The organism is Streptomyces himalayensis subsp. himalayensis, assembly GCF_013778455.1.
Taxonomy (GTDB): Bacteria; Actinomycetota; Actinomycetes; order Streptomycetales; family Streptomycetaceae; genus Streptomyces; species Streptomyces himalayensis.
Genome location: NZ_JACEHE010000023.1, coordinates 72991 through 88006, shown reverse-complemented (window position 1 = coordinate 88006; position 15016 = coordinate 72991). Strand labels below are relative to the sequence as shown.

Genomic DNA, 15016 nt, shown 5'->3' with positions numbered 1-15016 from the left:
GAATGGGGGTCGCCCGTGAGTGCACAGCCGGGCATCGACGGGGTGGGCGGACCCCGGCGGATCGCGGGCCGCTACCGCCTTCTCGCACCACTGGGCGAGGGCGGCATGGGTACGGTGTGGCGGGCCCTCGACGAGGTCCTGGGCCGCGAGGTCGCGGTCAAGGAGGTACGCGCCCCCGCGGGGCTCCCGGCGGGCGACGTGGACCGGCTCTACACCCGGCTGGAACGCGAGGCGTGGGCGGCCGCCCGTATCCCGCACCGCAACGTCGTGACGGTCTACGACGTGGCGACCGACGAGGGCCGCCCCTGGATCGTGATGGAGCTGATACGCGGACTCTCCCTCTCCGACGTCCTGGAGGCGGAGGGCCCCATGTCCCCGCAGCGCGCCGCCCGGGTGGGCGCCGAGGTGCTGGCCGCCCTGCGCGCCGCCCACGAGGCGGGGGTGCTGCACCGCGACGTCAAGCCCGGCAACGTACTGATCGCGAACGACGGGCGCATCGTGCTGACCGACTTCGGCATCGCGATGGTGGAGGGCAGTTCGGCGCTCACGATGACCGGGGAGGTCATCGGGTCGCCCGAGTTCCTGGCCCCGGAGCGGGCCTTGGGGCGGCGGCCCGGGCCGGAGTCCGACCTGTGGTCGCTGGGCGTGCTGCTGTACGCGGCGGTGGAGGGCGCCTCGCCGTTCCGGCAGGACACCCCGCTGAGCACACTGCGGGCCGTCGTGGACGAGGAGTTGCCGCCGCCGCGCCGCGCCGGGCCGCTGGCACCCGTCATCGAGGGGCTGCTGCGCAAGGATCCGGCGAAACGGACCTCAGCCGTCGACGCGGAGCGCGATCTGCGGACCGTGGCCGCGGGCGGCACCCCGCGCGCGGGCACGACGCAGTCGTCCGCGCTGTCTTCCCTCCCGACGGCCACGGCCCTCCGGCAGCCCAGTCCGGCGCCGACGCCCCCGCGCCCCGTCCCGGCTCCCACCGGATCACCCTCGTACGCCTCGTCCCCCGCGAGCCCCGCTTCGACGACCACGACGGCGCCGGCACATCCACGCCGCACCGTCGTGGTGCTGGTCGCGGGCATGGCCGCCCTCGCCCTGGCCCTGGCAGGCCTCACCTACGCACTGGTCAACCGGGACGATCCGGGCGGCAACTCCGGGAACGGCACCACCACGGCCGGAGGCACCACGGGAGGAACGGACGGCGGCAGTGGCAACGGCGGTAACAGCGGCACGGACGGCGGCAGCACCACGGGCGGCAGCGGCTCCGGGAGTTCGAGCGGCGGGTCGGCCAACGGAGGGTCCGCCACCGGCGGGTCGAACGACGGCGGAACCACGAACGGCGGCCACGGCGGTACGACGACCACGCCCGCCCAGTCCGTGAAGGTCACCGTCACCGCGGTACGCGACAGCTACACCGGCACCTGCCCGCCGCCGGGGGCGGAAGCGCCCGCGTTCACGGCGACGTTCACGGTGGGCCGGGTCCCGGCGGAGGTCGACTACCGCTGGGTCACCAAGACCGGCGAGTCGTCCGACCCGGGCTGGAAGACGCTGTCGTTCCCCTCCGGCGGCGAGAGGACGAAACACGTGAACCACGTCGAGCTGACGTATGAGGCAGACGGGACGTACCACAACGAGATCAGTGTGGAGGTCCGCAGTCCGGTGGAGACGGAGTCCGACTCCGTGGCGTTCTCGGTGACCTGCGAGACGGAGGCCCCGACGGGCGGGGCCTCCTACACGGCCGATGCCGGGATCAGGCCGCGGCGGTGAACACCGGCAGGTAACCGCTGGACTGCCCGGTCGCGGTCGGGTGGTACGACTCGCCGATGTTGACCCAGTTGACGCTGTGCAGCCACGAACTGCCGGAGCAGATCTCGTGGCCCGTAAACGTCGTGTTGACGTCGCCGAAGGTGAAGCCATGATCGGCGGCCCGCTTTCCGATCACGCTGTTGAGATGGTCCGCCGCGTTGTTGATGGCGGCCCGCTCCGTCTCGGAGAGGCCCGCCACGCAGGAGCCGTTGAGCTTGTAGAAGCGCGGATAGCCGAGCACCACGACATGAGCGGCCGGGGCCCTGCCGCGGACAGCCGAGTAGACGTTGTCGAGGTTGCCGGGCAGCGTCGAGTCCATGTACGCCTCCGCTCGGGCGATGGCCGCGAGGCAGGCGCTCTCGGACTGGAGCACACAGGTCGTCATGACGTCCGCGAAACCGGCGTCGTTGCCGCCGATGGTGATGCTGACGAGGCCCGTTCCGGAGCCGAGCGGGCCGAGCTGGTTCGCCACGACATCACTCGTACGAGCTCCGGAGCAGGCGGTGAAGGCGAACGTCGAGGGTGAATGGGCGGCTGCCCAGAGGACGGGGTACGCGCGCGTGCTGCGCTTGCAGGAGCCGCTGGAACTGTCGTAGCTACCGGCCCCGACACCGGAGGAGTAGGAGTCGCCGAGGGCCACATAGCCGGTGGCCGCTGCCTGTTGGGACGCCTGCGCCGTCGCCGCTCCCGTGAGGGTGCAGACGACGGCGAGGAGGAACGAGGAAACATATGCCGCGGTTCGGGACTGTCTCATGAAACCTCCCTTAGCAGGATCTCTGCCTCAACCGTCATAGCACTCCGCACAATTGGCGGGTAGTGTCCATGACAAGAACTTTCGGCACAGAACCCCCGAGTCGCTGACGCTCGCTCAGTTTCACGTTGATGTCAGGGATATGTCATTCCCTCAAGACTCTTGATCTACGCCCGTAGAGCCGTCACCCTTGCTGATCGCCAGGGAACGGAACGCCCAGTTCCCCGGCGCGTGTGCGATCCCGCACACCACCCCCACAGTTGCGCGCCCGCCGGGCACGCACCGCCTGGAGGAGGACTCCCTCGTAATGGCACAGCAGCGCAGCAACAAGAGGTTCCGGATCGCCGCCGCGATCTCCGTCGCCACAGCCGCCACCCTGATCGGCGCGGTGACCGCTCTCCCCGCCCAGGCCGCTCCTGCCGAGGGCACCGTGGTCGGTGCCGGCTCAGCCGACGCCGTGAAGGACAGCTACATCGTCACGCTCAAGAAGGGCGCGGGCTTCAAGGCCACCTCGGCCCAGGGCAAGGGCCTCATATCGGAGTACGGCGGAGAGGTGAAGCGGACCTACAAGGCAGCGCTCAACGGCTATGCCGTCCAGCTCTCCGCGCAGGAGGCGAGACAACTGGCTGCCGACCCGTCGGTGGACAAGGTCATCCAGGACACCAAGGTGTCCGTCGACGCCACCCAGTCCAACGCGCCCTGGGGCCTTGACCGCATCGACCAGACAGCGCTCCCGCTCTCCGGGACGTACACGTACCCGGACACCGCGGGCAGCGGCGCGACCATCTACGTCATCGACACGGGTGTACGCATCAGCCACTCCGACTTCGGCGGCCGTGCGGTCAACGGCTACGACTTCGTGAGCAACGACAGCGTCGCCCAGGACGGCAACGGCCACGGCACCCACGTCGCCTCCACCGCCGCGGGCACCACGTACGGCGTGGCCAAGAAGGCGAAGATCGTCGCTGTCCGCGTGCTGAACAACAGCGGAAGCGGCACCACGGCCGGCGTGGTCGCGGGCATCGACTGGGTGACCCAGAACCACAGCGGCCCCTCGGTGGCCAACATGTCGCTGGGCGGCGGCGCCAACACCGCGATCGACACGGCCGTACGCAACTCCATCGCCTCGGGCGTCACCTACGCCGTCGCGGCGGGCAACGAGACGACCGACGCCTCTACCAGGTCCCCCGCACGCGTCTCCGAGGCCATCACCGTCGGCGCCACCACCAGCACCGACGCGAAGGCGAGCTACTCCAACTACGGCAGCATCCTGGACCTGTTCGCCCCGGGATCGAGCATCACCGCGGCCTGGCGCACCAACGACACCGCGACCAACACGATCTCGGGCACCTCGATGGCAACCCCGCACGTGGCGGGTGCAGCCGCCGTCTACCTGGCGGGCCACACCTCCGCCACGCCCGCGACGGTCGCCTCGGCCCTCGTGAACGGCGCCACCACCGGCGTGGTCACCAGCCCGGGCAGCGGCTCGCCGAACAGGCTGCTCAAGATCGTCCCGTAATCCCAACTGCGCTCAGCTGTCAGTGAGTTCCCCGGAGACGCACCATGTCTCCGGGGAACATCTGCACACTCCCTCCGCATCTTGACGCGGCCGGGGGGACTGCGCGACATTGAAGCCCGGCATCCGGCGCTTCGGGGGGAAACGTCGCCAATGCAGACCATCGGTGTCAAGCCACCGTCATCAGGGCCGCAGCAGAGTCGGGGGAAAGATCTGCTGCCGCTGGCCGCGGGTGCGGCCGTCGCCGTCGGAGGGGTCGGCGCGGTTCTCGCACTCATCGATGTGGACGCTCCGCTGCGCGGCCCGTTCACGCTCTTCTTTCTTCTCGCGGCGCCCGCAGCCGCCATCGGAGCCGCTCTGCGCGGCCTGGAACCGGCGGGCCGCGTCCTGGCGTCGTCAGCAGGGGCCGTCGCGGTCAATCTGCTCGTGGCCCAGGCGATGCTCGCCATGCACAGCTGGTCCGTCGAGGGCGGGATCGTCGCCGTCGCCGTACTGAGCTTCCTCATGTTCCTGCTGGTTCTGGTACGTCGGCTGCGCGGCCGTACAGCGAGAAGGCGGGCTTCCTGACGTGGACATCAACGTGTACCGCCCCGGCGAACTGACCACCGCCGACCGGGCGGCGTGGACGGCCCTGCAGTCCAAGGCCCACCTCGACGGATCACCCGAGCTGGCCAATCCCTTTCTGGCCCCGGAGTTCATGACCGCGGTGAGCCACTGCCGGCGCGGCGTGCGCGTCGCGGTCGTCCGGGAGGACGGTGAGCCCGTGGCGTTCTTCCCGTTCCAGAGGTCCGTCACCGGCGTCGGCCGTGCCGTGGGCCTCGGTGTCTCCGACTGCCAGGGTCTTGTGCACAGGCCCGGCTTCACCTGGGACGCACAAGAGCTGTTGCGGGCCTGCGGGCTGGCGGTGTGGGAGTTCGACCACCTGGTGGAAGGCCAGGCACCGTTCGAGGCAGCGGCCACCGGCACCTTCCCGTCGCCCGTCATGGACATCGACCAGGGCTACGAGGCGTATCTGAGCCGTTTGCGGCAGCAGTCTCCGAAGTTCACGCGGACGACGCTCGCCAAGGAGCGCAAGCTCGGCCGGGAGCACGAAGGCGTGCGGTACGTGCACGACGAGCGCGACCCGGCGGCCCTGCGGGCGCTGATGGCCTGGAAGTCCGCGCAGTACCGCAGGACCGGGCGCAGCGACCGCTTTGCGCAGGAGTGGATCAACCGGCTTGTCGAGCATCTCTTCCACACCCGGTCCGAGTCGTTCGCCGGCGTGCTGTCGGTGCTCTACGCCGACGGCCGGCCCGTCGCGGCACACTTCGGGCTGCGCTCCGAGCGGGTGCTGGCGTGCTGGTTCCCTGCGTACGACCCGGCGTTCTCCAAGTACTCCCCCGGGCTGGTCCTGCATCTGCGGATGGCCGAGGCGGCCGCAGCCGACGGCATCGCCTACCTGGATCTCGGCCGGGGCCAGAAGGAATACAAGGACTCCCTCAAGACACGGGAGATCTCCGTGTCCGAGGGCTGGGTGACGCGCCGTCACCCGGTGGCGATCGGACACCGGGCGCGGCGCGCCCCCGTCCGGGCGCTGCGCAACACCGTTCTCGCCCGGCCCGAACTTTTCGAGCCGGCCGACAGGCTTCTCAAACGGATGGGGAAAATCCGCTCGAGGGACTGAGCGATAACGGGAATTCGGAATTACGAGCTCCAGATGTGCCCGCGAATGCGGGACGAAAACAACAAAAACGTGAGACCTGGTTCGAGGTCTTGCTATAGGGTCTCAATCGTCAATACCGTCGTACATCACCCGCATCGGTCCATCTTCATAGCGGCTCCAGGGGAGGGCTCAGGACCGCGATGGTTTCGGCGCGGGGCGCGGTAGGGGGGTGCCGTGTTCGGTGACCAGTGGTCTGCCGGGACGCGGGCCGCGCGACCGACCTTGCCAGTCGGCCAGTTTTACCAGCTCACCCGGCCTGCACGAAGATCGATTTCGGCATGGCCGTAAGTGAGAACCCCCCTTTCGAACCGGACACAGAGCCGGACCGCCCAGGGGCGGGCGGTCCACCGGACGAGAGGGAACAGACTCATGAGCGCTTTTCTGCGCCCGGCGATACCGGGCGAAGATCCGCTGATCAAGCCGTCCACGAACGGAAGCACCGCCGAAACAGCGACGGTGAGAATTCCGAGGCAGTACCGCCCGGTGTCGTCGCATCTCGCGATCGCACCGCCGGTGAGTGTGGTGATCCCCGCCATGAACGAGGCGGAGAATCTCCCGCACGTTTTCAAGACCCTTCCCGAGTGGATCCACGAAGTGGTTCTGGTCGACGGGAATTCCACGGACCACACGGTCGAGGTCGCGCGTGAACTGTGGCCGGACGTCAAGGTCGTCAAGCAGCTCGGCAAGGGCAAGGGCGACGCTCTGATCACCGGCTTCGAGGCGTGCACGGGCGACATCATCGTGATGGTCGACGCGGACGGCTCGGCCGACGGCCAGGAGATCGTGTCGTACGTCTCCGCGCTGGTGTCCGGCGCGGACTTCGCCAAGGGCTCCCGGTTCGCCAACGGGGGCGGCACGGACGACATGACGCCGATCCGCAAGCTCGGCAACCGCGTGCTGTGCGCCGTGGTGAACGCCAAGTTCGGCGCCCGCTACACGGATCTGTGCTACGGCTACAACGCGTTCTGGCGGCACTGCCTCGACGAGATCGACCTCGACTGCACCGGCTTCGAGGTCGAGACCCTGATGAACATCCGGGTGGTCAAGGCCGGACTCAAGGTGCAGGAGATCCCCAGCCACGAGTACCTCCGGATCCACGGCGCGAGCAATCTGCGTGCCGTACGCGACGGGCTGCGCGTGCTCAATGTGATCCTCAAGGAGCGCTCCAACCGGCGTGCGCTGCGGCGCCGCGCGCACACGCTGCGGCTCAAGGCCAGGCTCAGCACAGGGATCGGCTCCGGGCTGCACTCCGGGTTCAACTCCGGCCGGGGTGAGGTCTCTTGAGCCCGTACAGCCTGCAGGAGGGCGGGGGCCGGGAGCGCGGCGGCGCGGAGAGCCGCGCCGCCGCCCTCCCCACCGTCTCCGTCGTCATCTGCGTCTACACCGAGGACCGCTGGGAGGACATCCTCGCGGCGGTCGCCTCGGTGCGGGCGCAGTCGCTGCCCGCGCTGGAGACACTGCTGGTGGTGGACCACAACCAGACGCTGCTCGAGCGCCTGACCAAGGAGTACAAGGAGACCGAAGGGGTCCGTGTTCTCGCGAACGCGGGCCCGCGCGGCCTGTCCGCCGGCCGCAACACCGGCATCGCGGCCTCCAGCGGCGAGATCATCGCGTTCCTCGACGACGACGCCGTCGCGGAGCGCGACTGGCTGCGCCACTTCGCGGCCGCGTACGAGGACCCGCAGGTCATGGCGGTCGGCGGCCGGACCATGCCCGTCTGGGCGTCCGGCCGCCGGCCGGCCTGGTTCCCCGAGGAGTTCGACTGGGTCGTCGGCTGTACGTACAAGGGGCTGCCGCCGGGCCGGGCCCGGGTGCGCAACGTCCTGGGCGGGAACGCCTCGTTCCGGCGCACAGCGTTCGACGCGGCGGGGGGCTTCGCGACCGGCATCGGCCGCGACGGCGACAAGCGGCCGCTGGGCTGCGAGGAGACCGAGCTGTGCATCCGGCTCAGCCGCGCCAGACCCGACGCGATCCTGCTGATCGACGACCGCGCGGTGATCCACCACCGGGTACCGGCCGGGCGTGAACAGTTCCGCTACTTCCGGACCCGTACGTACGCCGAGGGCCTGTCCAAGGCCCTGGTGGCCCGGAGCGTCGGTGCCGGCAAGGGCCTCGAGTCGGAACGCCGCTACACCACCCGCGTTCTGCCCGCCGGAATCGCCCGCGGCCTGCGCGACGCCCTGCTGGCCCGCCCCGGCGGAGCGGGCCGCGCGGGCGCCATCGTGGCCGGAGTGGCGGCAGCGGCCGGTGGGTACGTACTCGGGAGCGTCCGTGCGCGCAGGGGTGGCGCCACGTTCTCCGTGGTGGAGATCGGGGGGAGCACGGACGGCGAGGGGGCGGGGGTATGAGCAGGAGATCCGTGCCGGGTCATGCGCATCAAGGGGGCGCGTGGCCGGCGCACAGGGGCGTGCGGGGGGCGCGCAGCGCCTGGCCGCACGCGTGCGCCGCCGTGCTGCGGATGCGTGGGGGCGGCGCGCTGGGGACGCGCCGCGCGGCATGGCGTACGGCCGTTGAGGGCCTGAACGCGCACGGCACCGGACCGCACACCGCTGCTGCCGACGGGCCGGGGGTGCACCGCGCCGGAGCACACACTGCTGCCGACGCCCTGAGGACACACCGCGCCGGACGGCACACGTCAGGAGGCGTGTTGCCGGGGCGCGGCACCTGGGCGCACACGCGGGAGTGCCCCGTCACCGGCGCCCGGTTCCGTGGGGCCGCCGTGCCCGGCCACGGGCGCGCGGCCCGCGTGCGGCGCGGAGGTGGTGCCGCATGAACACCCCCGTGCCCATCCTCATGTACCACTCCATCGCGCACGCTCCCAACGACGCCACCCGGGCCCTGTCCGTGGCGCCCCAGGCGTTCGTCGAGCAGATGGCGCTGATCGGGGACGGCGGGTTCACGCCGCTCACCACCGCGCAGTTGGCGGACGCCTGGCGGGCCGGGCGGCCGCTGCCGGAGCGTCCCGTGCTGGTCACCTTCGACGACGGCTACGAGGGCGTGCACCGGCATGCGCGGCCCGTGCTCGCCAAACACGGCTTCGCGGCCACCGTGTTCGTCTCGACGGGCTGGCTGCGCGGGGCGTACGACACGGGGGGCGCCCTGGACACCATGCTCGACTGGGACCAGGTGCGCGAACTCGCCGACATCGGCGTGGAGATCGGCGGGCACAGCCACACGCATCCGCAGATGGACCAGCTCGCGGACGACGCGCTCCGGTCGGAGGTGCTGCGCTGCAAGGAGATCGTGGCCGATGAGCTCGGCACGCGGCCCGTCTCGTTCGCTTACCCGTACGGCTACTCGAGCCGGCGCGTGCGCCAGGCGGTGCGCGAGGCCGGGTTCGCGCAGTCCCTCGCGGTCGGCAACACCCTGGCCCGGCGCCGCCAGGGACCGTACGCACTGCAGCGCGTGACAGTGCGCCGTAACACCGGAATCGACGAGTTCGCGCGGCTGGTGGAAGGCCGCGCCATCGCCCGTACGTTCGCAAGGGACCGCGCCCTCACCAAGGGGTACGCCGTGGTCCGAAGAGCCCGACAGGCCAGCCGGAAGGCAACACGTTCCCGTGTCTGACACGACGACCGCCGCCCAGGTCGACTCCTCCGCGACTCCCCCGACGGAGCCGGAGCCCTCGGCCGGCCGCAGGTTGCGGCTGCCCGGACGGGGCAAGGGCTCCGGCGGCAACCCGCTGTTCCGCAACGCCTATGCGCTCATGCTCAACACCGGGATCAGCGCGGTGCTCGGCCTCGGCTTCTGGCTGGCCGCCGCGCGGTACTACTCGGAGGACGCGGTAGGCCAGGGCTCCGCGGCGATCGCCGCGATGAAGCTCCTCGCAGGCCTCACCGCCGTGACGCTCACGGGCGCGCTGGCTCGTTTCATCCCGGTGGCGGGCCGCGCCACCGGGCGTCTCATCTTCCATATCTACGCGGGCAGTTCGGTGATCGTGGCGCTCGCCGCTGTCGCGTTTCTGCTGAACCTCGACGTATGGGGGCCGTCGTACCGTTTTCTGTATGGAACCGTCAACGGTCTGGGATTCATCGCGGCCGTCGTCGCCTGGTCGCTGCTGACTCTGCAGGACGGGGTGCTGACCGGGCTGCGCAGTGCGCTGTGGGTGCCTGTCGGGAACACCGTGTTCTCCGCGGTGAAGCTGGCGCTGCTGGTCGCGTTCGCCGTGGCGCTCCCGACGACCGGCGTCTTCGCGTCATGGGTGGCCGCGATCGCCGCGTCCGTGGTGCCGCTCGGCTGGCTGGTGTTCCGCCGTCTCGTGCCACGCCATGTGAAGGCGACGAAGGACCACATCCGGCCGCCGACGATGCGCGAGCTGGGCCGGTTCCTGGCCGGTGACTACACGGGCTCGCTGTTCTCGCTCGCGGTGGTCTATCTGGTCCCGGTGATCGTTGCCGCCCAGGTGAGCTCGGCCGACAACGCGTACTTCTACATCACCGCCACCATCGGCGGCACCATCAATCTGCTCGCCATCAACATGGGTGCGTCCCTGACCGTCGAGGGCTCCCACGACCCGGCGCAGCTGGCCGCGAACACCCGCGCGGCGCTGCGCCGCATGGCGCGGATCATGCTGCCGGTGGCAGGGGTGCTGTTCATCGGCGCGCCCTGGATCCTGCGGGTGTTCGGCGAGGGGTACGCGGACGCGGCGACCCCCCTGCTGCGCTTGTTCGCGGTGGGCGCTGTGCTGCGGGTCGTCATGGAGACCTACTTCGCGGTGCTGCGCGCCCAGAGCCGTACCTCCGGACTCGCCTATCTGCAGGGCCTGTTGTGCTTCCTGGTGCTGGGACTGACGCTGGTGCTGCTCCCGCGGACGGGCCTGACCGGTGCGGGTGTCGCGGAGATCTCCAGCCTTGCGGTGATCGTGGCGATCGCCGCACCCAAGCTGTACCGGATCGTCAGGACCGCACCGGGCGAAGCGCCCGCCGCCGCGGATGCGGCGCCGGACGGTGACCTGGCCGATCTCGGCACGCCGGACGTGGCGGAACTGCCGCGCGAGGAGAAAGATCATCACGGGCCCACCTGGGCGCTGCGCAACTCCCTCGGATCGGACACCCTGGCGCTCGGCGTCCAGCTCAACCTCGACCACCAGGAGCGCAGACCGGACGTACGGCCGGGGCCCGGCACGCCCGCCTTCGGGACGGCAGCGGTCAGGGACGCACGGCGGGACGAGGACGCACTCGGCGGGAACGCCGCGGAGCAGCGGCCGACGTGGGCCCTGAGGCCGCGGCTGGCGCTGCCCGGGCCGCGGACGGAGGCGCATGCGGAGGCCGCTCCCGTGAACGACCCGGGCGACGGTGAGAAGAAGGTGCCCGCGTCAGCCGAGGGCAGCGATTCCGCGGAGAAGTCCCCTTCGGCGGAGAGTGCGGAGGATTCTCCGACGGCGAGTTCGGAGAGCTCGCGTACGGAGGCGTCGCGCAGCACGGAGGCCTCGGAGGGGCCGCCGTCGCGGACGGATTCGCGTGGTGGCCGCGCACAGGAGGAGCCGCGGGCCGAGGAGTCGCGCAAGGAGAAGTCGGCGAAGCAGCCGGCGGATCGGTCGGCGCGGGGCGCGCAGCAGGAACGGAACGGCCGGGACGACCGGAACGGCAAGGAAGCCCTGGGTGGGCACGAAGCCTTGCAGGCGTCACGGCCCTCAGGGCCCTCCCGGCCGTCACGGCCATCACGGCAGGGAGCTCCCGTGCGTGGCGGCTCTGCTCGCGGGGCCTCCGTGCATGAGGACTCCGCGCGAACCGCCCGGCACGCGCGCGTGACGCCCGGCGTCGTCGTGCTGGCCATGCTGCTGGTCAGCGCGCTCGGACTGTACTGGGTGCCCGCATCGGCTCTGGACGACCGCGACCTCGACCGTATGGGCGGGCTCGGGCTGATCTCCGTCCTGCCCCAGACCACGCTGGTGGGCGCCGCGCTGCTGGTCGTCGTCTTCGCCTCGCTGCTGTGGGCGAACCGGCAGCACCGGGTCCTGCTGCTGGTCACCCTGCTCGCCACCGTCGTGTCGCTGCACGCGCTCCCCGCGGTCATCGAGACCGAGCCGCGCTTCGCGACGGCCTGGCAGCACCTCGGCTTCATGGACTACATCGACAGGACGGGCTCGGCCGTGCCCGACCTGGACGCGCGCTGGAGCTGGCCCGGCTTCTTCGCCGCGGCCACCTTCATCGCGCAGGCATGCGGCGTCACGGACATGACCGAGGTCATCCGCTGGTGGCCGCTCACCATGCAACTGCTCTACCTCGCACCGGTGTTCCTGCTCATGCGGTCGATGCGGGCGGGCTGGCGCGCCAAGTGGACCGGCGTCTGGATCTTCGTCCTGAGCGGCTGGGTCGGCCAGGACTACTTCTCGCCGCAGGGCTTCACCTACCTGCTCTACCTGGCATTCGTCGCCATACTGCTGGTCTGGTTCCGCGCCCCGCGCGTGCTGTGGACCAAGCGGCGCCCGGGCGAGCTCGAGGTCGAGCCGACCAACCGCCGCCAGCGGGCCGTGCTGCTGCTCGTCCTGATCGCCCTGTTCGCGGCCACCGTCCCGGCCCACCAGCTCACGCCCTTCGTGATGCTCGGCGTGCTCGCGGTCCTGGTGCTGGTCGGCCGCAGCGAGCTGCGCGGGCTGCCGATGCTGTTCGCGGTGCTGGTCGCCGTATGGGTGGGCTTCCTCGCCGAGCCGTACTGGTCGGGCCACTTCGAGGAGATGTTCGGCGGGATCGGCGGTGTGGGCGGCAATGTGACGTCTTCCGTCTCCGGGCGTATCGAGGGCGGCAGTTCGACCCACCAACTCGTGCTGTACGCGCGCGTGGCGCTCGCCGGCGGCGTGATGGCGCTGGCCTGCTGGGGCTGGTGGCGGCGGCGCGACGCCAAGTACCGCGAGCTGTCGCTGATCGTGCTCGCGTTCGTGCCGTTCCTGGGCTTCGGCATGCAGTCGTACGGCGGTGAGATGGCGCTGCGCGTCTTCATGTTCGCCCTGCCCGGCGCGGCGCTGCTCGCGGGACTGGCGCTGTTCCCGCGCGCGGGCGTCACCGCGGAGGAACGGGACCGCGACCGTGTCAGCCTGGCGCCGCTAGCGGCGCTCATGGCGGGCCTGGTGCTGATGGGCGGCTTCCTGGTCGCCCGCTGGGGCAACGAGCCCTTCGAGCGCATCAGGACGGGCGAGGTCGCGGCCATGGAGTACGTGTACGCCCACGACGACCCGACGGTCCGCCTCCTGTGGCTGAGCAACGACACGCTCGAGAACGTCACGCCCGCCATGCCGTGGGGCTCGCGCGACATGGAGAAGGTGAGTTACGTCCCGACGCTCGCGCCCACCGATCCGGTGCTGGTGTCCGGCCTGGTCAAGGCACTCAAGGACGCCGGCCCGAACTCGTACCTGATGGTCAACGAGAGCCAGGTCGTCTATCTCCGGATGGACGCGGGCTATTCGGAGAACTGGGAGAGGCGCCTCATACAGAATCTGGACCAGCGGCAGGAGCTGAAGAAGGTCTTCTCCAACGACGACGCGACCGTCTACACGCTGAGCCGGGAGCCGGACGGCGAGCCGGCGAAGGCCGATCCGGGGCCGATCGGTCCGCAGGTGACCTGGACGCCGTGGTCGGTGGTGGGCGCGCTGGCGGCAGTGGCGCTGATCCTGCTGCTTGCGGCGCGCGAGGTGGTACGGGTCGCGGTGGCGCCGAGCGTACGGCAGCTGCGCTGGCTGCAGAGCACCTTCTGGTTCTCGCTGCCTCTGCTGGCGGTGCTGCTGGCCTCGCTGGTGCAGCGGTTCATGACGATGGCGTGAGGCCGGTGCGGCCCGGGCGCGCGCCTACAGCGGCGCCTACGGCAGCCGGGTGAAGTGGCTCAGCGCCCCAGCCACTTCACCTCGTAGGCCCTCATGTCGAAACGCTTGCCGTCGACCTTCACGCTGATCTGGCGGTCAAGGGTGTTCACCACGAGGACCGCCTTGTCGTCGGCCAGCACCCGCACACGGGGTACGTCGGCGGCGGCGACGGACACCTTCTTGTACCGGGTGCCGGGCGGGAACTCCTTGGCGAACCGGGAGAGCAGACCGAGCATCGGCAGCCCGGTACCGCCGTCGGACAGTTCGGTGGAGCGCCACAGGCAGCCTGGGCAGGTGGCGCCCCTCTTCTGCGGGTTCCAGTAGAAGGCGGAGCCGGCACCGCCGTGTGCCATGGCCATCAGGCCGGAGGCGTGGACGGCTGCTCGGTGCGGTTCGGACCAGGCGTCGCGGTCGTCATCGTCGTCGCCCGGTTCGACGTAGTACTCGGCCCACCACAGGGGCAGGTCGCCGGTCTGCTGCCGCACCCAGCGGCTGACGGCGGTCAGCTTGTCGGTGGCCTTGAACTCGTCCGGGACCAGCTCGTCGTCGACCGTGTAGCTGGAGCCGTCGACGACGACGAAGTCCGCGCCCGCCTTGTGCTTGTTCCAGTAGTCGAAGGCGTCGAGGACGCGCTGGTCCATGGCGCCCCATTCGCCCGTGAGCGCGCTCGACGCGTTCTCCTGGCGGGGGTCGACGCTGTCCATGACCAGATAGGGGCCGCCGACCAGGATGTCCTTGTCGACCTTCTTGAGCTCTTTGTAGATGAGGTTGTAGAGCTCGGTGTACCCCTCGTAGTCCCAGCGGTGCTCGGCGTTGTTCCAGAAGCCCTTGAACTCGTTCCAGACGATGAAGTGCCGTACGTCCGGATAGCGCTTGGCGACGGTCGCGGCGAGCTTCGCGAAGTCCTTGTAGTGGGCGCGGTCGGGTGCGGTCTCGAGGGCCTGCCGGCTCCAGTCCGTGTTGTCGGCGCCGGGCTTGCCGCCCTTCATCCAGTCCGGGGCGCAGCAGAGGGTGACGACCGGGGTGCCGCCGGTGGCGCGGATGAAGTCCAGCCGCCGGTCCATGTCCTCGAAGTCGTAACGCCCCTTGGTGGGCTCGGGGTTGCTCGCGCCCCAGCCCATGATGTGCTGGATCTGCGGCAGCGGCTGCTTGGAGAGCAGCTTCTCGGCGCGCTCGACCGCCGCCGGTTCCCCGTGGTCGGCGCTGTACTGGGTGTGGGTGAAGCCCCAGCCGACCTCGGGATCCGCCTTCCCGGACGGGACGGCGGGTGTGCCGTGCACCTTGTCGCCGTCGGCTGTCGTTCCCGTGGTGCTGCCCCCGGCATCCGAAGGCAGTGTGCTGACGAGGGTCACCACCAGGGCCAGCACGGCCGCACCGACACCGAGCAGTGCGGTGAGCCGCCACCGCCGTGCCCCCGAATTCCACCCATGACGTCCCATCAGGGGCAAGAGTAGT

10 protein-coding genes are annotated in these 15016 nt (G+C 70.5%); 8 read left to right on the top strand and 2 right to left on the bottom strand.

Going from position 1 to position 15016, the window contains the following annotated elements; translation table 11 throughout:
• Positions 1-105 precede the first annotated feature (105 nt).
• Positions 106-1758: a serine/threonine-protein kinase gene (locus H1D24_RS30330; RefSeq protein ID WP_374064448.1), complete on the top strand. Its 1653-nt coding sequence runs from the start codon at positions 106-108 to the stop codon at positions 1756-1758.
• On the opposite strand, the gene H1D24_RS30325 is transcribed toward H1D24_RS30330, so the two are convergent.
• On the bottom strand, positions 1742-2551 hold the full coding sequence (locus tag H1D24_RS30325; protein WP_181660921.1) for an SGNH/GDSL hydrolase family protein: 810 nt from the start codon (positions 2549-2551) through the stop codon (positions 1742-1744). The two genes, H1D24_RS30330 and H1D24_RS30325, sit on opposite strands and share 17 nt — an antisense overlap.
• A gap of 304 nt (positions 2552-2855) precedes the next feature.
• Here H1D24_RS30325 and H1D24_RS30320 point away from each other — a divergent pair, with 304 nt between their 5' ends.
• The 7 genes from H1D24_RS30320 (at position 2856) to H1D24_RS30290 (ending at position 13522) form a co-directional block, all read left to right on the top strand.
• Positions 2856-4067 carry a S8 family peptidase gene (locus H1D24_RS30320; RefSeq protein ID WP_181660920.1) on the top strand — a complete coding sequence of 404 codons (1212 nt, stop codon included), beginning with the start codon at positions 2856-2858 and terminating at the stop codon, positions 4065-4067.
• Positions 4068-4217: 150 nt separating this feature from the next.
• On the top strand, positions 4218-4631 hold the full coding sequence (locus H1D24_RS30315) for a hypothetical protein (RefSeq protein WP_181660919.1): 414 nt from the start codon (positions 4218-4220) through the stop codon (positions 4629-4631).
• A 1-nt stretch (position 4632) separates the two neighbouring features.
• Positions 4633-5727, top strand: coding sequence for a GNAT family N-acetyltransferase (locus H1D24_RS30310; protein WP_181660918.1), 1095 nt, complete (start codon positions 4633-4635; stop codon positions 5725-5727).
• Positions 5728-6135: 408 nt separating this feature from the next.
• Complete coding sequence (locus H1D24_RS30305; RefSeq protein WP_258564419.1) at positions 6136-7050, top strand: glycosyltransferase family 2 protein; 915 nt, start codon at positions 6136-6138, stop codon at positions 7048-7050.
• 11 nt (positions 7051-7061) lie between these two features.
• Positions 7062-8114: a glycosyltransferase family 2 protein gene (locus H1D24_RS30300; protein ID WP_181660957.1), complete on the top strand. Its 1053-nt coding sequence runs from the start codon at positions 7062-7064 to the stop codon at positions 8112-8114.
• 421 nt (positions 8115-8535) lie between these two features.
• On the top strand, positions 8536-9333 hold the full coding sequence (locus H1D24_RS30295) for a polysaccharide deacetylase family protein (RefSeq protein WP_181660917.1): 798 nt from the start codon (positions 8536-8538) through the stop codon (positions 9331-9333).
• Complete coding sequence (locus H1D24_RS30290; RefSeq protein WP_181660916.1) at positions 9326-13522, top strand: lipopolysaccharide biosynthesis protein; 4197 nt, start codon at positions 9326-9328, stop codon at positions 13520-13522. The genes H1D24_RS30295 and H1D24_RS30290 overlap by 8 nt, the downstream gene beginning before the upstream one ends.
• A 59-nt stretch (positions 13523-13581) precedes the next feature.
• Here H1D24_RS30290 and H1D24_RS30285 read toward each other — a convergent pair whose 3' ends face one another.
• Positions 13582-15000 (bottom strand): GH39 family glycosyl hydrolase, encoded by a 1419-nt coding sequence (locus tag H1D24_RS30285; RefSeq protein WP_181660915.1) that lies wholly within the window; start codon positions 14998-15000, stop codon positions 13582-13584.
• Positions 15001-15016 lie beyond the last annotated feature (16 nt).

What these genes read in the sequence shown, in the direction of transcription:
- H1D24_RS30330 (WP_374064448.1), top strand. Translation starts at nt 106, where the DNA reads ATGGGTACGGTGTGGCGGGCCCTCGACGAGGTCCTGGGCCGCGAGGTC.
- H1D24_RS30325 (WP_181660921.1), bottom strand. Translation starts at nt 2,551, where the DNA reads ATGAGACAGTCCCGAACCGCGGCATATGTTTCCTCGTTCCTCCTCGCC.
- H1D24_RS30320 (WP_181660920.1), top strand. Translation starts at nt 2,856, where the DNA reads ATGGCACAGCAGCGCAGCAACAAGAGGTTCCGGATCGCCGCCGCGATC.
- H1D24_RS30315 (WP_181660919.1), top strand. Translation starts at nt 4,218, where the DNA reads ATGCAGACCATCGGTGTCAAGCCACCGTCATCAGGGCCGCAGCAGAGT.
- H1D24_RS30305 (WP_258564419.1), top strand. Translation starts at nt 6,136, where the DNA reads ATGAGCGCTTTTCTGCGCCCGGCGATACCGGGCGAAGATCCGCTGATC.
- H1D24_RS30295 (WP_181660917.1), top strand. Translation starts at nt 8,536, where the DNA reads ATGAACACCCCCGTGCCCATCCTCATGTACCACTCCATCGCGCACGCT.
- H1D24_RS30285 (WP_181660915.1), bottom strand. Translation starts at nt 15,000, where the DNA reads ATGGGACGTCATGGGTGGAATTCGGGGGCACGGCGGTGGCGGCTCACC.